This window comes from Actinomadura sp. NEAU-AAG7, from assembly GCF_018603865.1.
Classification (GTDB): Bacteria; Actinomycetota; Actinomycetes; order Streptosporangiales; family Streptosporangiaceae; genus Spirillospora; species Spirillospora litoris.
Genome location: NZ_JAHFZY010000013.1, coordinates 88,947 through 109,991, shown reverse-complemented (window position 1 = coordinate 109,991; position 21,045 = coordinate 88,947). Strand labels below are relative to the sequence as shown.

20 protein-coding genes are annotated in these 21,045 nt (G+C 75.4%); 13 read left to right on the top strand and 7 right to left on the bottom strand.

Annotated elements, in window-relative coordinates; all coding sequences use genetic code 11:
- The first annotated feature begins 1 nt into the window (after position 1).
- The 3 genes from KLI87_RS38850 (at position 2) to KLI87_RS38840 (ending at position 3,849) form a co-directional block, all read left to right on the top strand.
- Positions 2 to 862, top strand: coding sequence for a spermidine synthase (locus KLI87_RS38850; protein ID WP_214620979.1), 861 nt, complete (start codon positions 2 to 4; stop codon positions 860 to 862).
- A gap of 41 nt (positions 863 to 903) precedes the next feature.
- Positions 904 to 1,671, top strand: a complete 768-nt coding sequence (locus KLI87_RS38845; RefSeq protein WP_214620978.1) for an SDR family oxidoreductase — start codon at positions 904 to 906, stop codon at positions 1,669 to 1,671.
- A gap of 213 nt (positions 1,672 to 1,884) precedes the next feature.
- Positions 1,885 to 3,849, top strand: a complete 1,965-nt coding sequence (locus tag KLI87_RS38840; RefSeq protein ID WP_156221681.1) for an ATP-binding SpoIIE family protein phosphatase — start codon at positions 1,885 to 1,887, stop codon at positions 3,847 to 3,849.
- 27 nt (positions 3,850 to 3,876) lie between these two features.
- Here the strand turns inward: KLI87_RS38840 and KLI87_RS38835 are convergent, their stop codons facing one another.
- The 4 genes from KLI87_RS38835 to KLI87_RS38820 form a co-directional block, all read right to left on the bottom strand.
- Positions 3,877 to 4,716, bottom strand: coding sequence for a DUF4253 domain-containing protein (locus KLI87_RS38835; protein ID WP_214620977.1), 840 nt, complete (start codon positions 4,714 to 4,716; stop codon positions 3,877 to 3,879).
- A 125-nt stretch (positions 4,717 to 4,841) separates the two neighbouring features.
- A complete protein-coding gene (locus KLI87_RS38830; RefSeq protein WP_156221685.1) occupies positions 4,842 to 5,015 on the bottom strand; it encodes a hypothetical protein in 174 nt (57 codons plus the stop codon).
- Between the two features lie 21 nt (positions 5,016 to 5,036).
- A complete protein-coding gene (locus KLI87_RS38825) occupies positions 5,037 to 7,484 on the bottom strand; it encodes an ABC transporter permease (protein WP_214620976.1) in 2,448 nt (815 codons plus the stop codon).
- Complete coding sequence (locus KLI87_RS38820) at positions 7,481 to 8,212, bottom strand: ABC transporter ATP-binding protein (RefSeq protein ID WP_214620975.1); 732 nt, start codon at positions 8,210 to 8,212, stop codon at positions 7,481 to 7,483. Before KLI87_RS38820 ends, KLI87_RS38825 begins: the two co-directional genes overlap by 4 nt.
- A 169-nt stretch (positions 8,213 to 8,381) precedes the next feature.
- Between KLI87_RS38820 and KLI87_RS38815 the strand changes: the two genes are divergently transcribed.
- Both KLI87_RS38815 and KLI87_RS38810 read left to right on the top strand, forming a co-directional pair.
- Positions 8,382 to 9,602 (top strand): sensor histidine kinase, encoded by a 1,221-nt coding sequence (locus KLI87_RS38815; protein ID WP_214620974.1) that lies wholly within the window; start codon positions 8,382 to 8,384, stop codon positions 9,600 to 9,602.
- Positions 9,590 to 10,228, top strand: coding sequence for a response regulator transcription factor (locus KLI87_RS38810; RefSeq protein ID WP_214620973.1), 639 nt, complete (start codon positions 9,590 to 9,592; stop codon positions 10,226 to 10,228). The genes KLI87_RS38815 and KLI87_RS38810 overlap by 13 nt, the downstream gene beginning before the upstream one ends.
- On the opposite strand, the gene KLI87_RS38805 is transcribed toward KLI87_RS38810, so the two are convergent.
- Positions 10,213 to 10,884 carry a TetR/AcrR family transcriptional regulator gene (locus KLI87_RS38805; RefSeq protein WP_214620972.1) on the bottom strand — a complete coding sequence of 224 codons (672 nt, stop codon included), beginning with the start codon at positions 10,882 to 10,884 and terminating at the stop codon, positions 10,213 to 10,215. The two genes, KLI87_RS38810 and KLI87_RS38805, sit on opposite strands and share 16 nt — an antisense overlap.
- Before the next feature lie 113 nt (positions 10,885 to 10,997).
- Here KLI87_RS38805 and KLI87_RS38800 point away from each other — a divergent pair, with 113 nt between their 5' ends.
- A complete protein-coding gene (locus tag KLI87_RS38800; protein WP_374225503.1) occupies positions 10,998 to 12,536 on the top strand; it encodes an ABC-F family ATP-binding cassette domain-containing protein in 1,539 nt (512 codons plus the stop codon).
- 22 nt (positions 12,537 to 12,558) lie between these two features.
- Here the strand turns inward: KLI87_RS38800 and KLI87_RS38795 are convergent, their stop codons facing one another.
- Both KLI87_RS38795 and KLI87_RS38790 read right to left on the bottom strand, forming a co-directional pair.
- Positions 12,559 to 13,431 carry an aldo/keto reductase family oxidoreductase gene (locus KLI87_RS38795; RefSeq protein ID WP_214620970.1) on the bottom strand — a complete coding sequence of 291 codons (873 nt, stop codon included), beginning with the start codon at positions 13,429 to 13,431 and terminating at the stop codon, positions 12,559 to 12,561.
- 148 nt (positions 13,432 to 13,579) lie between these two features.
- A complete protein-coding gene (locus KLI87_RS38790) occupies positions 13,580 to 14,518 on the bottom strand; it encodes a LysR substrate-binding domain-containing protein (protein WP_156221697.1) in 939 nt (312 codons plus the stop codon).
- Between the two features lie 118 nt (positions 14,519 to 14,636).
- On the opposite strand from KLI87_RS38790, the gene KLI87_RS38785 reads away from it, so the two are divergent.
- Genes KLI87_RS38785 through kynU form a run of 7 tightly spaced genes read left to right on the top strand, consistent with a single transcriptional unit; the run spans position 14,637 to position 20,956 of the window.
- Complete coding sequence (locus KLI87_RS38785; RefSeq protein WP_156221699.1) at positions 14,637 to 16,073, top strand: 2-hydroxymuconic semialdehyde dehydrogenase; 1,437 nt, start codon at positions 14,637 to 14,639, stop codon at positions 16,071 to 16,073.
- Between the two features lie 11 nt (positions 16,074 to 16,084).
- On the top strand, positions 16,085 to 16,885 hold the full coding sequence (locus KLI87_RS38780; protein WP_214620969.1) for a 2-keto-4-pentenoate hydratase: 801 nt from the start codon (positions 16,085 to 16,087) through the stop codon (positions 16,883 to 16,885).
- Positions 16,882 to 17,628 (top strand): 2-keto-4-pentenoate hydratase, encoded by a 747-nt coding sequence (locus KLI87_RS38775; protein WP_250904668.1) that lies wholly within the window; start codon positions 16,882 to 16,884, stop codon positions 17,626 to 17,628. The genes KLI87_RS38780 and KLI87_RS38775 overlap by 4 nt, the downstream gene beginning before the upstream one ends.
- The gene (locus KLI87_RS38770; RefSeq protein WP_214620968.1) at positions 17,625 to 18,068 is read left to right on the top strand and encodes a RidA family protein; all 444 of its coding nucleotides are present in this window, start codon (positions 17,625 to 17,627) and stop codon (positions 18,066 to 18,068) included. The genes KLI87_RS38775 and KLI87_RS38770 overlap by 4 nt, the downstream gene beginning before the upstream one ends.
- On the top strand, positions 18,065 to 18,637 hold the full coding sequence (locus KLI87_RS38765; protein ID WP_214620967.1) for a 3-hydroxyanthranilate 3,4-dioxygenase: 573 nt from the start codon (positions 18,065 to 18,067) through the stop codon (positions 18,635 to 18,637). Before KLI87_RS38770 ends, KLI87_RS38765 begins: the two co-directional genes overlap by 4 nt.
- Positions 18,630 to 19,676, top strand: coding sequence for an amidohydrolase family protein (locus KLI87_RS38760; RefSeq protein ID WP_214620966.1), 1,047 nt, complete (start codon positions 18,630 to 18,632; stop codon positions 19,674 to 19,676). The genes KLI87_RS38765 and KLI87_RS38760 overlap by 8 nt, the downstream gene beginning before the upstream one ends.
- Entirely contained in the window at positions 19,673 to 20,956 is a 1,284-nt protein-coding gene (gene kynU, locus KLI87_RS38755) for a kynureninase (protein ID WP_214620965.1), read from the top strand. Before KLI87_RS38760 ends, kynU begins: the two co-directional genes overlap by 4 nt.
- The last annotated feature ends 89 nt before the right edge of the window (positions 20,957 to 21,045 follow it).

Here is a 21,045-nt window from a genome sequence, read left to right as displayed (position 1 = left end):
CATGGCACGCAAGGGCAGGCGGGGTCCCTGGCCCGACCGGTACCCGATCGCCGGGGGAGAGGCCGAGTTCCTGCGCGACACCGACCGGGACGGCGGCTGGATGCTGCTGGTGGGCGGGGTCCCGCAGTCGTATGTGGACCTGTCCGACCCGACCTACCTCGACTTCGAGTACATGCGGCTCATGGGCGACTGCGTCGACGCGATCGCCCCGGAGGGCGACGCGCTCGACGCGGTGCACATCGGCGGCGCCGGATGCACGCTGCCGCGCTACGTCGCCGCGACCCGCCCCGGCTCGCGGCAGGTCGTGCTGGAGCCGGACGGCGAACTCGTGGCGGTCGTCCGCGAGCGGCTCCCCGTCAAGGGCGTGCCGGGGCTGAGGATCCGCGTCACCGACGGGCGCGCCGGGATCGCCGCGCTGCCCGACGCCGCCGACGACCTGGTCGTGATGGACGCGTTCGCCGAGGCGTCGATGCCGGTCGAGCTGGCCACCCGCGAGTTCGTCGAGGACGTCGCGCGGGTGCTGCGCCCCGGCGGCGCGTACCTGGTCAACGTCGCCGACGGGTTCCGGCTGCCGTTCGCCCGCCGGGTCGCCGCGACGGTCCGCTCGGTGTTCCCGCACGCGCTGCTGATGGGCGACCCGGGCGTGCTGCGGGGGCGCCGGTTCGGCAACCTGATCGTCGCCGCGTCCCGGGCGCCGCTGCCGGTGGACGTGCTGACCCGCCGCGCGGCGGGCGGCATCACCCGGGCCCGCGTCGTGGAGGGCCACGACCTGGCCGGCTTCTGCGCCGGCGTCGCGCCGCTGCGCGACGGCGAGGAGGTCACCGCGCCCGTCCCGCCGCCGCGGACCTTCGGCAAGTCCTGACGTCCGCCGGCGCCGCCCGGCGCCGGCATGGAGGGGAGCACATGATCATCGTGACCGGGGCGAGCGGCACGCTCGGCCGCCCGCTCACCCGGGCCCTGCGGGCCGCCGGCGCGGACGTGCGCGGGCTCAGCCGAGGCGCCGGGGAGCCCGCGGACGGCATGGCCTGGGCCAGGGGCGACCTGGCGACCGGGGAGGGCGTCCGCGCCGCGCTGGAGGGCGCCGAGACGATCGTGCACTGCGCCAGCGACCCCCGGCACCCCAAGAGCGACCTGCCCGCCGCCCGCAACCTCATCGAGGCCGCGCGGGAGCAGGGCGCGCCCCACCTCGTCTACGTCTCGATCGTCGGCGTCGACCGGATCCCCTACCGCTACTACACGATCAAGCACACGGTCGAGCGGATGATCGAGAAGTCGGGGCTGCCCTACACGATCCTGCGCGCCACGCAGTTCCACTCGCTGCCCGCCGCCGTCCTGGACTACCTCTCCCGGGCCCCGGGCGTCATGCCGCTGCCGACCGGGCTGCGCTGCCAGCCGGTCGAGGTCGCCGAGGTCGCCGACCGGCTCGCCGGGTTCGCGCTCGGCGCCGGGCCCGTCCGCCGCGCCGACGACATGGGCGGCCCGGAGGTGCTGACGCTGGAGGAGATGGCGCGCACCTACCTGCTGGCCCGCGGGCGGCGCCGCACGCGGCTGCCGCTGCCGGTTCCGGGCCGGGCGATGCGCGGGTTCCGGGCCGGCCTGCACCTCGCCCCGGGCGGCGCCACGGGCCGCCGGACATGGCAGGAGTTCCTCGACGCGTCTTTTCCCAGATAGCGGCGCATATACGCGAAATCAGCGGCGGGTGAAAGGCGCCCACGTGTCCGCGGATTCCAATTTCGCGCACCGTCGACGACGGAGGCGGACGGCCCGCCAAGCCCACGGGATCGGGGTTCTGTGCGGGTTTCCCCCGCCGTATCGGCCTCACGGGGGCGCGCGATGTCCCATAATCGAGCGATGGAGTCGTCCACCCGAATTCTTATTCTCGGCATGGATTCGTCGGGGAGAATACTCCAGTTCGACCGTAACGCCGCCGGCGTGCTGTCCGGCATACCGGGCGGACTGCGCGGCGCCCACCTCGACGAGGTGATCGCCGGAGCGCGCAGGCCGCTGCTGGAGGCGCTGCGGGCCGGGCGGGAGCGCACGGCCATGCTCGCCGTGGAGACGCCGGCGGGCGGCACGCTGGACGCCGTCGTCACCGTGCACCCGATGAGCGGCGGCTCGCCCGACCTCGCGGCGCTCGCCGTCGTCCGGGTGCCGGTGCCGCTCGCCGACCGGTTCGTCGACCCCGCCGTGATCCGCCGGGCGCTGCTGGACGACGCGCTCCCGCGCATCGGCTCCACCCTCGACCTCGACCTGCTCGCGCGCGGCCTGATGGACGTGCTGGTCCCGCACTTCTGCAACTCCGGCGCGCTGCTGCTGCTGGAGAGCCTCGTCGACGCCGACGAGCCCCCGGCGGGCACCGACGGGTCGCTGCTGCTGCGCCGGATGGCGCTCGGCTTCGACGACGGCGACCCGGCCTGGGACGCGACGTTCCCCACCGGCGAGACGCTCACCTACCCGGCCGGGACCCCCTACTCGCGGTGCATGGAGACGGCCGAGCCGGTGCTGGTGGGGCTCGGCGGCGACGGCGCCGCGCGGATCGCCGCGACCTGGCGCCGCCCGCCGGTCGCCGACCTGCTCAAGGGCGCCTCGATGCTGCTGCTGCCGATCACCACGCCGACCGGCGTGCTCGGCTTCTTCGTCTGCACCCGCAGCGTCGCGCACCGCCCCTTCGACGCCTACGACGTCGAGATCGGGATGGAGTTCGCGGGCCGCGCGTCCATCTTCGTCGAGACCGCGCGCCGCTACTCGCGGGAGCGTGCCACCGCGCTCACCCTCCAGCGCAGCCTGCTGCCCACCGGCCTGTCGGCGCCCTCCACGGTCGAGGTCCACCACCGCTACCTGCCCGGCAGCCGGCTCATCGAGGTCGGCGGCGACTGGTACGAGTCGATCGCGCTGCCCGGCGCGCGGGTCGCGCTCGTCGTCGGGGACGTGGCCGGGCACGGTGTGAAGGCCGCGGTCACGATGGGACGGCTGCGCACGGCCATCCACACCCTCGCCGGCCTCGAACTGCCGCCCGCCGAGGCGCTGGAGCGGCTCGACTCGCTGATGCGGACGCTCGGCGAGCGCGAACCGCACTTCGCCACCTGCGCCTACGTCGTCTACGACGCGGTCAGCGGCCGGTGCGAGGTCGCCAGCGCCGGGCACCTGCCGCCGCTGATCGCCCCGCCCGGCGCCGAGTCGGACTACCTCGCGGTGCCGCCCGCCCCGCCGCTCGGCGTCGGCGACGGCCCGATCGTCAGCCGCGAGTTCACCGTCGACGACGGCACGCTGCTGTTCCTCTACACCGACGGGCTCGTGGAGAACCGGGCCCGCGACATCGACGACGGCCTCGCCCGGCTCCAGCAGACCTTCGGCCGCGACGCCACCGCCCGGCCGCTGGAGGAGCTGTGCCAGGCCGCGCTGGACGGCGTCTACGACGACCAGCACCGCGACGACATCGCGATGCTGGTGGCGCGGCTGCGGCGCATCCCCTCCGACCACCACGCGTCCTGGGAGCTGCCCGCCGAGCCCGCTGCGGTGCGGCGGGCGCGCGGGCTCGTCCGCGACCGGCTCGACCGCTGGGACCTCGGGGAGCTGGCCGACACCACCGCGCTGCTGGTGTCGGAGCTGGTCACCAACGCGATCCGACACGCGGGCGGCCGGGTGACGCTGCGGCTCGTCCGCGAGGGCGGCCTCGTGTGCGAGGTGTTCGACCACTCCGACGGCCGTCCCCGCATCCGCCTCGACGACGAGGGCGACATGCTCGACTCGGGGCGCGGCCTGCACGTCGTGGGGCGGCTCGCCGAGCGGTGGGGCGTCCGGCACACCAGCGGCGGCAAGGTCGTCTGGTGCGAGCAGCGGACGTCCTGACCCGCCCTCGGCGCCGCCGGCCCGGCCTCAGTCCCACCAGAACGACCACCACGTCTTGCCGCGGATCTCCTCGGCGTACCCGGCGAGGGTGCCGGGGCCCTGGAACAGGATGTCGGGGCAGAACGCCCAGTGCTCGGCCGCGACATGGACGGCGTGCCGGGTCGTCACCGGCGGCGCGGCGACGCTCAGCTCCAGCGTGTTGAAGCCGAGCCCGACGACGCGGGCGCCGAACCGCTCCTCCCAGCTCCGCACGACGGCGGCGAGCGGCGCCGTCCACTCGTTGTGGTTGAGCGCGCCCTGCCAGCCGACGGCGGCCAGGGCGTCCGCGCCCCGCTCGACGGCGACGAGCCCGAGCGACAGGCCGCGGGCCGACAGGGAGCGGGCGTAGCGGTCGGCCACGGCGTCCGGGTCGTCCAGCGGATGGCCCTCCGGGGCGGGGCCGGGGCAGTGCCGCCCGAAGGGCGCGAGGTCGTCGTGGTCGCCGTCGGCGGCCTGCGCCGCCCAGTCGCCCCACACCTCGTACATGAACGCGTGGGGGACGTAGTTGCCGACCTCCTCGACCGGCTCGGGCGCGATCTGCCCGGAGGCCCACGGCTGGTCGGTCTCGTCCATGAGCAGGGGCCACAGCCCCGACCGCTCGTGCTCGGCCCGCAGCCGCCCCCACAGCTCCCCGTGGACCGGCTCGTCGCTGAGCCAGAACGCGGGGCGCGGCAGCAGCTGCCGCTGCGGGTACCCGGGGTCGGGCCAGACCACGTCCCCTTCGGGCAGCGGCACCGACAGCGTCCGCCCGGCGGCGTCCTCCGCGCCGCCGGCGAACAGCTGGGGCAGGTTGCCCGGCAGGTGCCGCCGGACCTCTACGTCATCCATTTCACGCCGTTCCGGTACAGAGCATGCCAACGGGATCTTGGCACTCCGAGATGGTAACGGCGTCGGGCACCCGCCGTGGCCGGAGCGGCCGTCTTCGGTAACCCGGCGGAGCGGGGGGCCCCGGGTCAGCGCGCGCCGCCGCGCCCGCGGACCAGGTAGTCGATCACCACGGCGAGCACGCCCAGCCCGGTGACGACGCTGATGACGGTCTGGTACCAGGTGCCCCGCAGCATGACGCTGCTCATGACGTTGACGGTGAGCAGCACGCCGAAGATGGTCCAGCGCCCGTTGTTGGTCATCGTGTTCTTCCTTCCGGTGGGTCAGGGGAGTCGGGGGGACGAGCGGCGGCGCAGCATCGCGCGGGCCGGCAGGAGCATCGCGGCGGCGGCCGGGCCCGCGACGCCCGCGAGGATCGCCGCGGCGGCGACCGGGGAGATCGCGGGCAGCGGCGCCCCGGTGACGGCCATGGCGAGCGCCAGCAGTGTGACCAGGGCGATGGCCGCGCCGGTGAGCAGCCCGGTGCCGAGGACGATCGCGGCCTCCCAGCGCAGCGCCGCGAGGACCTGCCGCCGGGTCGCGCCGACCAGCCGCAGCAGCGCGAACTCGCGCCGCCTGGCGCCGGTCGCGAGCGCGAGCGTGGTGACGACGCCGATGACGATGAACCCGCCGATCGCCGCGACGACGATCAGGCTGACCAGGCCCTGGAGCCGCAGCTCCCGCGACAGCGCGTCGCCGTAGGCGTCCCGGTCGACCACCCGGGCCCCCGCGTAGGCGGCGGCGACCGGGCGCAGGTCGGCCTTCCCCCGGACGAGGACGTGGTCGTCCAGCGCCGTGGTGGAGTGCGCGGCGGCCGTCGCGTGGGGGAGGAGCACGTCGCCGAAGCCGAGGCCCCGGTCGTAGATCGCGACCACGCGCGCCTGGACGCGCGTCCCGTCGCCGAGCCAGAACCGGGCGGTCGACCCGACGTGCAGCCCGGCGGCGACGTCGCGGCTGAGCGCGACCGTGCCGCCGCGCAGGTCGGCGAGGCGCCCGGAGCGGACCTTCGGGTCCATGGTCGCCTCGGCGCCCGCGCCGACGCCCTGGGCGTTCAGCGTCCTGAGGTCCTTCTCGCCGAGTTCCTTGACCGCCATCACGACCGTGGTCCGCTTGACGGGGGTCGCGGCGGTGACGCCGGGCACGCGCCGCGCGGCCTCGGCGGCGCCGGCCGGGAGCCCCGGACCGGCCGAGACGATCACCTGGTCGGCGCGGTTGCCGTCGGCGGCCTGCTCCCGCGTCGCGTGGGCGATCGTGGACTGGGCGAACAGCTGCGTGCAGCCGAACGCGATCGCCAGCGCGACCGGGGTGAGCACCGACCCGGCGCGCAGCGCGGCGGCGCCGCTCGCGTGCCGGCCGAGCCGTCCGGACACGGGGGAGGCGAGTGCGGCCAGGCGGCCGAGCCGGCGGCTGCCGAGCCGGGCCAGCAGCGGCCCGAGCAGGGCGGTCGCGACGATCAGGGAGATCACCAGCCCGCCGACCGACGCGGCGGCGGTCGGACCGCTGGTGGCGGTGGACACCCCGAGCGCGTTCAGCCCGACGACGACGAACACCACACCCGTGACCAGGCGCCAGCGGGGCAGCCGCGCGGGCTCGGCGGCGGACTCGCCCAGCGCCTCGACCGGACGGATCCGGGAGACGCGCAGCGATGCCACCAGCGCCGTGAGCAGGGCGGCGACGATCGTGATCGCGAACGCGGCGAGCGCGGGGAGGGGGCTGAGCGACAGCCCGAACCCGTGCGGCAGCGCGTCCTCGCCGATCATGAGCGAGTGCATCGCGGCGCCGAGCCCGAGCGACAGGACGCCGCCGACCAGCGCGGCGGGGACGCCGGTCCACAGCGTCTCGCGCAGCAGCTTGCCGCGCACCTGCCAGGGCGTCGCGCCGACCGCGCGCAGCAGCGCGAACTCGCGCGCCCGCTCCCGCGTCGCCAGGGCGATGAGCCCGCCGACGACCACGAGCGCGGTCATCACCGCGACGCCGCCGATCGACAGCGCCAGGTCCACGATGTCGGGGCGGGCGGCCAGGACCGCGCGGTCCTCGACGTCGCCGCGCGCGGCCCCGGTCGCGACCGCCAGCCCGGGGACGGCGGCGCGCAGCGCGCCCTCGTCGAGCTTCCCGTCGGCCGTCACCACGAGGGCGTCGGCCATGCCGGGGCGCCCGTAGAGCGCCGCGGCCGCGGCGGGGGTGAAGAACGCCGCGCCGGGTCCGGACGCGACCGTCCCGGTGACCCGGTACGGACGCGGCGTCCCGTCCGCCTGCAAGGACACGCCCTTGCCGGCGGGGACCCCGGCGGACTCGCTGAGGACGACCTCGTCCGCCGCCCGCGGGGCCCGGCCGGCGCTCAGCCGGTAGGGGCGGAGGGCGGCCGAGTCCCATCCGTGCCCGCTGACCGACGCCCCCGTGGACGTCAGGACGGGGAACGACACGTCCGCCACCACGCCCCGGACACCGGGGACGGCCCGCAGCCTCGCGGCGGCGGCGACCGGCACCCGGGGGCGCTCGGCCACCGGCCGGGTCTGGTGCTCGGGGGAGTCCCCGGGCCGCCGCAGCATGTCCTCGACCTTCTCCGGCCCGCTGACGACGGCCGCCGCGGCGCCGTAGCGCTCGACCGGCGCGTGCGCGCGCAGCGCCGACTCCAGCAGCACCCCGCAGGACCCGACCAGGGCCGCCGCGAACAGCAGGGCCGCGAACACCCCCGCGAACGCGCCCCCGATCCGCCTTCCGCCCGCGCTCACAGCGACTCCCAGCGGCTCATGACGCCCTGGACGGTGGGGGAGGTCATCTCGTCGACGATCCGCCCCCGGCTCAGGAACAGCACCGAGTCGGCCCAGGCGGCCGCCATCGGGTCGTGGGTGACCAGCACGAGCGTCTGCCCGGCCAGGTCGACCGCCTCGCGCAGCAGCCGCAGGACGTCGCGGGCCGTGCGGGGGTCGAGCGCGCCGGTCGGCTCGTCCGCGAACACCACCTCGGGGCGGGTCACCAGGGCGCGGGCGAGCGCGACGCGCTGCTGCTGCCCGCCCGACAGCTCCGAGGGCCGGTGCCGCAGCCGGTCGGCCAGCCCGACGCGGCGGGCGACCTCGGCGACCCGGCCCGGGTCGGCCTTCGTCCCCGCCAGCTGGAGCGGGAGCGTGATGTTCTGCTCGACGTCCATCGAGGGGATCAGGTTGAACGCCTGGAAGACGAACCCGATCCGCTCGCGGCGCAGCCGCGTCCGCCTGGTCTCGCTGAGGCGGCCGATGTCGGTCCCGCCGATCCGGACCGCGCCCGCGCTCGGCCGGTCGAGCCCGGACGCGCAGTGCAGGAACGTGCTCTTGCCCGAGCCCGAGGGCCCCATGACGGCGGTGAACCCGCCGCGTGGGAACGCCCAGCTCACGCCGTCCAGCGCCCGCACGTCACCGTAGTCCTTGGTGACCGACTCCAGGCTCACCGCCACCGCGGTCGCCTCGGCCGTCATCGTCGTCATGGTCCCTCCGTCAGATCGCCGCTCACCTGGTCGAATCTAGAATCCGGAGGGGGGCCGCCACATTGGCGCGCGCCCCCGAAACCGTGGTGTAGCGGGCTACACCAACGGCCGGGGTGCCGGCCCCGGGGCGCGCCGCGGCGGTGTCGCCTACGGTGGGCTGGGAGGTGACATGACCAAGGCGTTGAGACGGAGTGCGGGCGCGACCTGGACCCTGGTCGCGGCCCTTCGCACGGCCGGGCCCGCGCTGGCCGGGCTGATGCCGCTGGCGTTCTGCGCCGTGCTGCTGCTCGTCGCGCTGCCGTGGCTGCCCGAGGCCGTCAGGCCGCTGCGCGCCCTCGCCGACGCCGAGCGGCGCCGCGCCGGGAGGCTGCTGGGCCGCGAGATCCCGAGCCCCTACCGGCGGCTGGAGGGTTCGTCGCTGCGGCAGGGGGTCACGCTCGTCCGCTCGCCCGTGCTGTGGCGGGACGTGGGCTGGATGGCGGCCCACGGGCTCCTCGGCCTCGTGGCGGCGGTGCTCGCGGTCGCGCTGTGGCCCGCGATCCCGTTCTCGGCGTCGCTGCCGCTGTGGTGGTGGGCGGCGCCGGAGGGCTCGCAGTCGGCGTTCGTCACGCTCGACAGCTGGCCCAAGGCGCTCACGCTGCCGTTCCTCCAGGTGGCGCTGGACGGCTTCCTCCTGCTGTGGCTGGTGCCGAGGCTCGCCCACTGGCAGGCGCGGCTGTCGGAGCTGCTGCTGCGCCCCACCCGCCGCACCAGCCTCACCGAGCGCGTCGAGGTGCTGACCGAGACCCGCGCGGAGGCGCTGGAGGCGCACGGCGCGGAGCTGCGCCGGATCGAGCGCGACCTGCACGACGGGACGCAGGCGCAGCTCGTCGCGGCGGCGCTGCGGCTCGGCCTCGCCGACCGCCGCTTCGACACCGACCCGGCCGCCTCGCGCGCGCTGTTCCTGGAGGCCAGGGAGGGGGTGGAGGAGGCGCTCACCCAGCTCCGGACGGTGATCCGCGGGATCTACCCGCCGATCCTGTCCGACCGGGGACTCGCGGGGGCGCTGCGGGCGCTGGCCGCCGGGCACCAGATCCCCGTCGAGATGGACGTCGCGGAGGGCCGCGTCCCCGCCGCCGTCGAGGCCGCGGCCTACTTCGTCGTCGCCGAGGCCCTCACCAACATCGCCAAGCACAGCGGCGCCGGGCACGCGTGGGTGACGGTCGGCCGCCACGGGCCGGTGCTGCGGCTCGTGGTGCGCGATGATGGCAAGGGCGGGGCCGACCCCGGCCGGGGCAGCGGCCTCGCGGGCATCCGCCGCCGGGTGGCGGCGCTCGACGGCAGTACCCGTATCGACAGCCCCGACGGACAGGGGACGACGCTGGAGGTGGACCTGCCGTGCGGATCGTGATCGCCGAGGACAACGTCCTGCTGAGCGAGGGCCTGGTGCTGCTGCTGACCTCCGACGGGCACGAGGTCGTCGCCGTCGCCGACACCGGCCCGGACGTGCTGCCCGCGCTGCTGGAGCACCGTCCCGACGTCGCGGTCCTGGACGTCCGGCTGCCGCCCGGCTTCCGCGACGAGGGGCTGCGCGCCGCGATCGAGGCCCGCAAGCGGCTGCCGGGCCTGCCGCTGCTCGTGCTGTCGCAGTACGTGGAGGAGACCTACGCCGCGGAGCTGCTCGCGGGCGGCGCCGGCGGCGTCGGCTACCTGCTCAAGGACCGGGTGAGCCGCGTCGACGAGTTCCTGGAGGCGCTGGCGCGGGTCGCGGGCGGCGGCACCGCGCTCGACCCCGAGGTCGTCTCGCAGCTCATGACGACGCGCAGCGACCCGCTGCAGGCGCTCACGCCCCGCGAGCGCGAGGTGCTCGGGCTGATGGCGCAGGGCCTCGACAACGCCACGATCGCCACCACGCTCGTCATCACCGAGCGGTCGGTCAGCAAGCACATCGGCGCCGTGTTCGCCAAGCTCGGCCTCCCGCCGAGCGACAGCGGGCACCGCCGCGTCCTCGCGGTGCTGGCCTACCTCAACTCCTGAGCCGCTGACGCGGGGCGCTCGATCCCGTCCAGGAGGTACCCCAGCCCCTGGGCGAACGCCGTGTCCCAGCCGTCGCCGCGCAGGCGGCCGTGCTCGGCGAGGTGCGGGTACCGGTCGCGGGTGCGCTCCAGGTACTCGCCCGCGCCGCGCTCGTCCGGGGCGCTCCGGGCGCCGACCTCCATCAGCGCCGAGCCGATGACGTAGTTCGCGACCGCGTACGCGGCGCCCGCCAGCTCCGTGCCGCTCAGGCCCGTCGCGGCCAGCGCGCCGTAGAGGCGGTCGGTGCGGGCGAGGACGTTCGGCCCGAGCAGCGGGCGCCCGCCGAGCACCGCCGCCGACCACGGGTGGGCGAGCATCGCGGCCCGCCACCCCGACATCAGCGCGACCACTCCGGCCCGGCCCGGTCCGGGCGGCGGTACCGGCACGTCGCCGAAGATCGCGTCGAGGGCCAGTTCCAGCACGTCGTCCTTGGTCCTGACGTGCCAGTACAGCGTCGTGGAGCCGGTGCCCAGGCGCTCGGCGAGGCGGCGCATGGTCAGCCGGGCGGCACCCTCCTCGTCCAGCAGGGCCACGGCCTCGGCCACGATCCGCTCCCGCGTCAGCGGCGGCGCGTCCCGCCGGGGGCGCTCCTCGCGCAGCCACACGCTCTCGCTCATGCCCGCCACCCTAGTACATTGGGCGAGCACTGGACCGTTGGTCCAGGTACTCGAACACTGTACGAGGAGTGCTCTTCTTGGGACACATCGAGGTCAGCGGCCTCAGCTACGCCCTGCCCGACGGCCGGCTGCTGCTGGACGAGGTCTCCTTCCGCGTCGGCGCGGGCGCGAAGGCCGCGCTGGTCGGCCCGAACGGCGCGGGCAAGACCACGCTGCTGCGGCTGATCGCCGCCGACCTGCGGCCCGCCTCGGGCACCGTCGCCACCGGCGGCGGCCTCGGGGTGATGCGGCAGTTCGTCACCGGGCGCACCGTCCGCGACCTGCTGCTGTCGGTCGCCCCCGCGCGGGTCCGGGCGGCGGCGGACGCCCTGGAACGCGCGGAGGCCGCCCTGGACGACGGCGAGCGCACCCAGTTCGCCTACGCGCGGGCCATCACCGACTACACCGACGCGGGCGGCTACGACATCGAGGTCGTCTGGGACACCTGCGCGACGATCGCGCTCGGCCTGTCCTTCGACGAGGCGAGGGACAGGCCGGTGTCCACGCTGTCGGGCGGGGAGCGCAAGCGCCTCGTGCTGGAGGCACTGCTCAGGGGGCCCGACGAGGTCCTGCTGCTCGACGAGCCCGACAACCACCTCGACGTGCCCGGCAAGGAATGGCTGGCCGAGCGGCTGCGCGCGACGGGCAAGACCGTGCTGCTGGTGTCGCACGACCGGCGGCTGCTCGCCGACGCCGCCGACCGGATCGTCACCGTCGAGTCCCGGGACGTGTGGGTGCACGGCGGCGGGTTCGCGGGCTACGCCCAGGCCCGGCGCGAGCGCGTGGACCGCCTCCATGAGCGCCGCCGCCGGTGGGATGAGGAGCACGCGCGGCTCCGGCGCCTCGTCCACACGCTCCGGCAGCGCGCGACGCACAACGACGCGGTCGCCTCGTCCTACCAGGCGGCGCGCACCCGCCTCCAGCGCTTCGAGGAGGCGGGCCCGCCCCGCAGCGCCCCCAAAGAGCAGAACGTGCGCATGCGGCTGCGGGGCGGGCGCACCGGCAAACGCGCCCTGACCTGCGAGTCACTGGAGCTGACCGGCCTGACCGAGCCCTTCGGCACCGAGGTCTGGTACGGCGAGCGCGTCGCGCTCCTGGGCCCGAACGGCGCGGGCAAGTCGACCTTCCTGCGGGTCCTGGCCGGGCACGACGTCGCGCATCGCGGCGCGTTCCGCCTCGGCGCCCGGGTCGTGCCCGGCCTGTTCGTCCAGACCCACGCGCGCCCCGACCTGCGCGGCCGGACCCCCGCCGACATCGTCATGTCCAGGTACGCGCTGACCCGCAACGACGCGATGGCCGCCCTCGCCCGCTACGAGCTGGCCCCGGCCGGTTCCCGCCCCTTCGAGACGCTGTCGGGCGGCCAGCAGGCGCGCCTGCAGATCCTGCTGCTGGAGCTGTCGGGCGCGACGCTCCTGCTGCTGGACGAGCCGACCGACAACCTCGACCTCGCCAGCGCCGAGGCCCTCCAGGAGGGCCTCGCCTCCTACGCGGGGACGGTCCTCGCCGTCACCCACGACCGCTGGTTCGCCGAGGACTTCGACCGCTACCTGGTCTTCGGCGCCGGCGGCCGGGTCACCGAGTCGGACGTCCCCGACTGGACGGGCGCCCGCTGAACCGCCGGTCGGGGAGACGGATTCAGGAGGCGATGGCGTCGAGCCTGGCCAGTTCGTCCTCGGGCAGGCGCAGCGCCGCGCCCGCGATGTTCTCCCGCAGGTGGGCGATGGACGAGGTGCCGGGGATCAGCAGGATGTTCGGCGAGCGCCGCAGCAGCCACGCCAGCGCCACGGCCATCGGGGAGGCGCCGAGACGTCCCGCGACCGCGTCCAGCTCGCCGGACTGGAGCGGGGTGAAGCCGCCGAGCGGGAAGTAGGGCACGTAGGCGACGCCCCGCGCGGCGAGCGCGTCGATCAGGTCGTCGTCGGCGCGGTGGGCGAGGTTGTAGCGGTTCTGGACGCACACGACCGGCGCGATCGCCTCGGCCTCCGCGATCTGGTCGGCGGTGACGGTGCTGAGCCCGAGGTGCCGGATCAGCCCCTGGTCCCGCAGCTCGGCGAGCACGGAGAACGGCTCGGCGATCGAACCCGGCTCGGGGGTGTCGAACCCGCCGACGCGCAGGTTGACGACGTCGAGCGCGTCCAGCCCGAGGCGGTCGAGGTTGTCGTGGACGGCCTGGCGCAGCTGATCGGGCCGCAGCGCCGGCGGCCAGTTGCCCTCCGCGTCCCGCAGCGCCCCGACCTTGGTCACGATGCGCAGGTCGTCCGGGTAGGGGTGCAGCGCCTCCCTGATGATCTCGTTGGTGACGTGCGGGCCGTAGTAGTCGCTGGTGTCGATGTGCCGGACGCCCAGCCGCACGGCCTCCCGCAGCACCGCCACGGCGCCGTCCCGGTCGGTGGGCGGGCCGAAGACGTGCGGGCCGGCGAGCTGCATGGCGCCGTAGCCCATGCGGGTGAGCGTCAGCCCGCCGGGCAGGGTGAACGTTCCGCCGGGGAGCGTGGTGGACGAAGTCATGGCGTGCCCTTCCTCAGTGGCGCGGTGGTCGTCCGCGCGATGAGCCCATGCTTCGCCGGACGGCGCCGCGCAGGCAGAGCGCGGTGATCCTGGGAGCGGGAGGACAAGGATGTCCCGGGACCGCGCGGGCCGTCCGGGAGGGGCCCGGTCAGCCGGCCTCGACGCCGGTGATCTCGGCGGCCTGGCGCTGCAGGTGGTCGAGCATCAGCCGCGCGGACGGCGTGGGCGCGCGCTGCGCGGGCAGCGTCACCCCGACCTGGCGGCGGACGGTCTCCAGCGGGACGGGCAGCGGCGCGATCCCCGCGTCGGTCTCGGCGACCAGCTCGGGCAGCGCGGCGATCATGTCGGTGTCGCGGACGAGCGTGCGGACGGTCAGCACCGACGTGCACTCCACCAGGTTCCCGGGCGGGACCAGCCCCTCGGCGCGGAACACCTGCTCCAGCTCCGCGCGCAGCGCCGTCTGCTCCAGCGGCAGCACCCACGGGTAGTCGAGCAGGTCGGCGAGGCCGAGCGGGTGCCGCGACCGGGCCGGGTGCCCGAGCCGCGCGACCAGCCGCACGGGCTCGCCGTACAGGGTGACCTGCCGCAGGCCGCGCAGGTCGCCGATCGGGTTGAGGCGGCCGAGGATCAGGTCGATCTCGCCGTCCAGCAGCCGGGGGACCTGCGCGTCGAACGTCGCCTCCTGGACGATCACGGTGATGCCGGGGCGGTCGCGCTTCAGCGCGGCGATGGCGCGGGGGAGCAGCACGTTGGAGCCGGCGAGCAGGGTCCCGATCGTGACCGTGCCGACCTCCCCGTCGGCCAGCCCGGTGATCCGCTCGCCCGCGCGGCGCAGCTCGGCCAGCACGGCGCGGGCGTGCTCGACGAACGCGTCGCCGAACATCGTCGGTGTGACGCCGCGCGGGCCCCGGGTGAACAGCTCGACGCCGAGGATCCCCTCCACCTCGCGCAGGCTGCGGGTCACCGCCGGCTGCGCCAGCCGCAGCTGCTCGGCGGCCCGCAGCACGCTGCCCTGGTCGGCGACGGCCACGACCAGGACGAGGTGGCGGAGCTTGAGCCGCCCGTTGAGCAGGTCGATCGCGCGCATGCGCCCTTGATATCACATGCTTGTTATAGCTCGACAGCCTTTTGGTATTTGCCAGGCATAGCTCGGGTGGCGCAGGATCACAGGTGTCCGGGCAGATCACCAGGGTGGAGGAAGCGGGATGAAGGCTGAGCACTACGTCGGCGGGGTCTTCCGTTCGGACGGCCCGGCCTTCCCCCTCATCGCCCCGGCCGACGGCACCGAGCTGGGCGAGGTCCCCGAGGCCACCCGGGAGGTCGTCGACGACGCGGTCACCGCCGCGCGGGCCGCGCTCGCCGGTCCCTGGGGCCGGACGAGCACGGAGGAGCGCGCCGCCGCGCTGCGCCGGATCGCCGACGGGGTGCAGGCCCGGTTCGAGGAGTTCGTGGACGCCGAGGTCGCCGACACCGGCAAGCCCCGCGAGCTGGCCGCGACGATCGACGTCCCCCGGGCCGTCGGCAACTTCCGCGCCTACGCCGACCTGCTCTACGGGCGCCCCGAGCGCGCGTACACGACCCAGGTGCCCGGGTGGAGCGGCGGGAGCGGGCAGGCGCTGAACTACAGCGTCCGGCGGCCGCTCGGCGTGGTCGCGGTCATCTCGCCCTGGAACCTGCCGCTGCTGCTGCTCACCTGGAAGGTCGCCCCCGCCCTCGCCGCCGGGAACGCGGTCGTCGCCAAGCCCTCGGAGGAGACGCCCTCCACCGCCACCCTGCTCGCCCGCGTCATCGCCGAGGCCGGGCTGCCGGACGGCGTGTTCAACCTCGTCCACGGGCACGGCGCGGGCGCGGCGGGGGAGTTCCTCACCGCGCACCCGGGCGTGGACGCGATCGCCTTCACCGGCGAGTCGGCCACCGGCGCGGCGATCATGCGCAACGCCGCCGACCACGTCACGCCCGTGTCGTTCGAGCTCGGCGGCAAGAACCCCGCGCTGGTGTTCGCCGACGCCGACCTCGACGCCGCCGTGGAGGGGACGGTCCGCTCGTCCTTCACCCACTCCGGGCAGATCTGCCTGTGCACCGAGCGCGTCTACGTCGAGCGGCCCCTGTACGAGGAGTTCGTCGAGCGGCTCGGCGCGCGGGCGCGGGCGCTGACCGGCTACGGCCCCATGATCTCCGCCGAGCACCGCGACAAGGTGCTGTCGTACTACCGGCTCGCCCGCGAGGAGGGCGCGACGGTCGTCGCGGGCGGCGGCACGCCCGAGTTCGGCGACGCGCGCGACGGCGGCTACCACGTCGAGCCGACCGTGCTCACCGGGCTCCCGGAGACCGCGCGGACCGTCCGCGAGGAGATCTTCGGCCCGGTCTGCCACGTCGCGCCCTTCGACACCGAGGACGAGGCGCTCCGGCTCGCCAACGACAGCGACTACGGCCTCGCCGCGACCGTGTGGACGCGGGACGTCTCGCGCGCCCACCGCGTCGCGCCGCGCGTCGAGGCCGGGATCGTCTGGGTGAACTGCTGGAACCTGCGCGACCTGCGAACCCCGTTCGGCGGCGTCAAGGCGTCCGGCATCGGGCGCGAGGGCGGCGAGTACTCCCTGGACTTCTTCTCCGAGCCCGTCAACGTCTGCATCCAGATCTGAAAGCGAGCCCAGTGACCGATCCGACCAGTCCCGACCCGGTACGCGCGGCCGCGGAGCGCCTGCTCGCGGCGCGGGCCTCCGGCGTGCCGTGCGCGCCCGTCCGCGACCTGATCACGACCGCGGACGAGGCGTACGCGGTCCAGGACCGCCTCACCGAGCACGCCCTGGCGGGCGGGCGCCGCCTCACCGGCCGCAAGATCGGCCTCACGTCCGCGGCCGTGCAGGCGCAGCTCGGCGTGGACAGCCCCGACTTCGGGATGCTGTTCGCCGACATGGCCGTCCCGGACGGCGCGGAGATCCCGGCGGGCGCCGTCCTGCAGCCGCGCGCCGAGGCCGAGATCGCGCTCGTGCTGGACGCCGACCTCACCCACGAGCGGCACACCGTCGCCGACCTGCTCCGCGCGACCGCGTTCGCGCTGCCCGCGATCGAGGTCGTCGGCAGCCGGATCGCGGACTGGGACATCACGCTCGTCGACACCGTCGCCGACAACGCCTCCTCCGGCCTGTACGTGCTGGGCACGCGGCCCGTGCCGCTGCGGGACCTCGACCTGCGGCTGTGCGGGATGGTGCTGGAGCGGCGCGGCGAGCAGTTGTCCACCGGGACGGGCGCCGCCTGCCTCGGCAACCCGCTCAACGCCGCGCTGTGGCTCGCCGACACGCTCGTGCGCGTCGGGCGCCCGCTGCGCGCGGGCGACACCGTGCTGACCGGCGCGCTCGGGCCCGTGGTGGCCGCCGCGCCCGGCGACGTGTTCGAGGCCCGCGTCGAGGGGCTCGGCGACGTGCGCGCCGCGTTCGCGAAGGAGGAGTCATGAGCATCGACGTCGAGGCCCTGGCGGCGACGCTGGACGGCGCCGCGCGCGACGTCCGGGCGATCCCGAGACTGACCGAGGCCGAGCCGTTCGACGTCGCGACCGCCTACGCCGTGCAGCGCGCGGTGATCGAGCGGCGCGAGCGGCGCGGCGAGCGCCTCGCGGGCGTGAAGATGGGCTTCACCAGTCGCGCGAAGATGGCCCAGATGGGTGTGGACGACGTCATCTGGGGCCTGCTGACCGACGCGATGGTGGCCGGGCCGTCGGTGGAGGTGTCCGGGCTCATCCATCCGCGCGTCGAGCCGGAGATCGCCTACCTCATCGGCCGCGAGGTCCGCTCCGTCGCCGACGTCGAGTCCGCCGTCGCGGGCGTCGCCGTCGGGTTCGAGGTGCTCGACTCCCGCTTCGCCGACTTCAGGTTCACGCTCCCCGACGTGGTCGCCGACAACGCCTCGGCCGCCCGGTTCGGGGTCGGCGCCTGGCACCCGCCGCGCGACCTCGCCAACGCCGGGATGGTCCTGGAGATCGACGGGCGGGTCGCGCAGACCGGGTCGTCCGCCGCGATCCTCGGCGACCCCGCGCGGTCGCTGCGCGCGGCGGCGCGGCTCGCGCTCGGCGCCGGGATCACGCTCGAACCCGGCTGGGTGGTGCTCGCCGGGGCCGCGACCGCCGCCGTCCCGCTGCCCAAGGACGCGCACGTCCGCGTCACCTGCGCGGGCCTCGGCGCCGTCGAGGTGACGACATGAGCGACGCGATCCTCGTCGAGGGCAAGGCCGCCCCGCGCGGCCGGTTCCCGCACCTGCGCCGCGCCGGCGACCTCGTGTTCGTGTCCGGCACGAGCTCCCGCCGTCCCGACGGGACCTTCGCCGGGGCGAGCGCCGACGCGATGGGCGTCACCGACCTCGACATCCGCGTCCAGACGCGCGCCGTCATCGAGAACATCCGGGACCTGCTGGCGGCCGCCGGGGGAGGGCTCGCCGACGTCGTCAACGTCACCGCCTACCTGGTGAGCATGAACGACTTCGGCGGCTACAACGAGGTCTACGCCGAGTACTTCGACGAGACCGGGCCCGCCCGCACCACCGTCGCCGTCCACCAGCTCCCGCACCCCCACCTGCTCGTCGAGATCTCGTGCGTGGCCCACGTCCCGGCCGACCGCACCACCGGTAAGGAGGCCGGAGCATGACCCTTCCGCAGCTCACCTTCGGACGGCCCTTCAACTTCGAGGCGTGGATCGAGGAGCACCGCGACCTGCTCAGGCCGCCGGTCGGCAACGTCCAGGTGTTCGAGGACGCGGGCCTGATCGTGATGGTCATCGGCGGCCCCAACCGCCGCACCGACTTCCACGACGACCCGAAGGAGGAGTTCTTCTACCAGCTCAAGGGCAACATGGTCCTGCGCGTCATGGAGGAGGTCGGCCGCCCGCCGGTCGACGTCCAGATCAACGAGGGCGAGGTGTTCCTGCTGCCGCCGCACGTCCGGCACTCGCCGCAGCGGCCCGAGGAGGGCTCGATCGGCCTCGTCGTCGAGATCCCGCGCCCGGAGGGGACGCTGGAGTCGTTCGAGTGGTACTGCGTCGAGTGCCACCGGTTGGTGCACCGCGCCGAGCTCCAGGTGCGCTCGATCGTGGCCGACCTGCCGCCGGTCTTCCAGAGCTTCTACGACAGCGACCGCAAGTGCCCGCACTGCGGCGCGGTCCACCCGGGCAAGCAGTGGCCCGAGTCCATGGTCCCGGTGACGGCGCCCCGTGGCTGAGCCCGTCGTCGACGTCCACTCGCACGTCTTCCCGCACCTCACCCGGGCCCAGGGCCGCGTGCTCGCGGACGCGGACGAGCCGTGGCTGCGCGTCGCCGCCGACGGCACCGGCATGATGATGAGCGGCGACGCCGAGTACCGGCCCGTCCACGCCGGGCTGTGGGACCCCGAGCGCCGCCTCGCCGACATGGACGCCGCGGGCGTCGACGCGCAGGCCGTCTCCTCCACCCCGCTGATGTTCGGGTACGCCGCCGACCCGGCCCGCGCCGCCGACTGGTGCGAGCTGGTGAACGAGCGGATCCTCGCCTTCTGCGCGGACGCGCCCGACCGGCTGCTGCCGCTGTGCCAGGTCCCGCTCCAGGACCCGGTCCTCGCCTGCGAGGTCGCCAGCCGGGCGGCGGCGGCCGGGCACCGCGGCGTGCACATCGGCAACCACGTCGGCGACCGCGACCTCGCCGACCCCGGCATCACCGCGTTCCTCGCGCACTGCGCCGGCATCGGCCTGCCCGTGCTCGCGCACCCGTGGGACATGCTCGGCGCCGACCGGATGCGCGGCCACATGCTGCCGTGGCTGTCGGGGATGCCCGCCGAGACGCAGCTCAGCATCCTCGGGCTGATGCTCTCCGGCGCGTTCGAGCGGATCCCCCGGACGCTGCGGCTGTGCTTCTGCCACGGCGGCGGCAGCTTCGCGTTCCTGCTCGGACGCGCGGACAACGCCTGGCACAACCGCGACATCGTCCGCGCCGACTCGCCGCTCCCGCCGTCGGGGTACCTCGACCGGTTCAGCGTCGACTCGGCCGTGTTCGACCCGCGCGCGCTCCGCCTGCTCGTGGACGTGATGGGCCCCGAGCGGGTGCTGCTCGGCACCGACTACCCGTTCCCGCTGGGCGAGCGGGAGCCGGGCTCGACGATCCGCGCCTGCCCGGGCCTGGACGACGCGGCGCGCGCCCGGCTCCTCGGCGGCAACGCGCGCGACTTCCTCGCGCCCGCCGAGGCCCCCGCCGCCGGCCTGGTGGCCTCGGAAGGAGGCGCGCTGTGAGCCTCGACGAAGCCGCGGGCTCCGAAAACGAGGCGCTGCGCCTCGACGCCTGCGACCCGCTGCCCCCGCCGCGCGCGGAGTTCCTCGTCCCGCCCGCGCCGGGCGGCCCGCACGCGGAGGCCGCCTACTTCGCGGGCAACTCCCTCGGCCTCCAGCCGAGGGCCGTCGCGGGCGTCCTGCGCGAGGAGCTGGACGACTGGGCGCGGCTCGCGGTCGAGGGCCACACCCGGGCCCGCCGCCCGTGGGTCGACTACCACGAGCTGCTCCGCGACCCGGCCGCCCGCCTCGTCGGCGCCCTGCCCCACGAGGTCGTCGCGATGAACTCGCTGACCGTCAACCTGCACCTGATGATGGCGACCTTCTACCGGCCCGCAGGCGAGCGCGTGCGCATCGTCATCGAGGACTCGGCGTTCCCGTCCGACTCCTACGCCGTCGCCAGCCAGGCCGTCCACCACGGGCTCGACCCCGAGCGGGCCGTCGTGCGGCTCACGCCGCGTCCGGGCGAGGACGTGCTGCGCACCGAGGACGTCCTGACCTTCCTCGAACGCGAGGGCGGCACGGTCGCGCTGCTCATGCTCGGCGGTGTCAACTACCTGACCGGCCAGCTCATGGACATGGCCGCGATCACCAAGGCGGGGCGCGCCGCCGGCGCCGTCGTCGGCTGGGACCTCGCCCACGCCGCCGGGAACGTCCCCCTCCGGCTGCACGACTGGGACGTGGACTTCGCCGCCTGGTGCACCTACAAGTACCTGAACTCCGGGCCGGGCGCGGTCGCGGGGTGCTTCGTGCACGAGCGGCACGTCGGGGACCCGTCGCTGCCCAGGCTCGCGGGCTGGTGGGGCACCGACCCGGCCGTCCGGTTCCGGATGGACCCCGCCATCGCGCCGCCCGCCTCCGCCGACGCCTGGCAGCTCTCCAACCCGCCGATCCTGGCGCTCGCGCCGGTGCTCACCGCACTGGAGATCTTCGACCGGATCGGGATGGACGCGCTGCGGGCCAGGAGCGAGCGGCTCACCGGATACCTCGCCTCCCGGCTCGGCGCCGCGCGCGGCGCCGAACTGATCACGCCGAGGGATCCGGCGGCGCGCGGCGCCCAGCTCTCGCTGCGGGTCGCGGACGCGGGCGCCCTGGTCAGGGCCCTCGCCGCCCGGCACGGAGTGATCGCCGACGCGCGCGAACCCGACGTCGTCCGGCTGGCGCCCGCCCCGCTGTACTGTACGTTCCACGACTGCCACCGCGCCGCCGAGGCCCTCGCCGATCTGGCCCCGGGCCCGTCCTGAGCGCGGCCGCGCGTGCCCTTGGCGCGCCCGGTGTGTCGGTGTCCCTGAGGGGCCCGCATGGGGTAGGTTCGAGGCGTTGCAGTTAGGCA

What these genes read in the sequence shown, in the direction of transcription:
- KLI87_RS38840 (WP_156221681.1), top strand. Translation starts at nt 1,885, where the DNA reads ATGGATTCGTCGGGGAGAATACTCCAGTTCGACCGTAACGCCGCCGGC.
- KLI87_RS38835 (WP_214620977.1), bottom strand. Translation starts at nt 4,716, where the DNA reads ATGGATGACGTAGAGGTCCGGCGGCACCTGCCGGGCAACCTGCCCCAG.
- KLI87_RS38785 (WP_156221699.1), top strand. Translation starts at nt 14,637, where the DNA reads ATGAAGGCTGAGCACTACGTCGGCGGGGTCTTCCGTTCGGACGGCCCG.
- KLI87_RS38765 (WP_214620967.1), top strand. Translation starts at nt 18,065, where the DNA reads ATGACCCTTCCGCAGCTCACCTTCGGACGGCCCTTCAACTTCGAGGCG.
- KLI87_RS38790 (WP_156221697.1), bottom strand. Translation starts at nt 14,518, where the DNA reads ATGCGCGCGATCGACCTGCTCAACGGGCGGCTCAAGCTCCGCCACCTC.
- KLI87_RS38850 (WP_214620979.1), top strand. Translation starts at nt 2, where the DNA reads ATGGCACGCAAGGGCAGGCGGGGTCCCTGGCCCGACCGGTACCCGATC.
- KLI87_RS38845 (WP_214620978.1), top strand. Translation starts at nt 904, where the DNA reads ATGATCATCGTGACCGGGGCGAGCGGCACGCTCGGCCGCCCGCTCACC.
- KLI87_RS38795 (WP_214620970.1), bottom strand. Translation starts at nt 13,431, where the DNA reads ATGACTTCGTCCACCACGCTCCCCGGCGGAACGTTCACCCTGCCCGGC.
- KLI87_RS38805 (WP_214620972.1), bottom strand. Translation starts at nt 10,884, where the DNA reads ATGAGCGAGAGCGTGTGGCTGCGCGAGGAGCGCCCCCGGCGGGACGCG.
- KLI87_RS38775 (WP_250904668.1), top strand. Translation starts at nt 16,882, where the DNA reads ATGAGCATCGACGTCGAGGCCCTGGCGGCGACGCTGGACGGCGCCGCG.
- KLI87_RS38820 (WP_214620975.1), bottom strand. Translation starts at nt 8,212, where the DNA reads ATGACGACGATGACGGCCGAGGCGACCGCGGTGGCGGTGAGCCTGGAG.
- KLI87_RS38770 (WP_214620968.1), top strand. Translation starts at nt 17,625, where the DNA reads ATGAGCGACGCGATCCTCGTCGAGGGCAAGGCCGCCCCGCGCGGCCGG.
- KLI87_RS38830 (WP_156221685.1), bottom strand. Translation starts at nt 5,015, where the DNA reads ATGACCAACAACGGGCGCTGGACCATCTTCGGCGTGCTGCTCACCGTC.
- KLI87_RS38815 (WP_214620974.1), top strand. Translation starts at nt 8,382, where the DNA reads ATGACCAAGGCGTTGAGACGGAGTGCGGGCGCGACCTGGACCCTGGTC.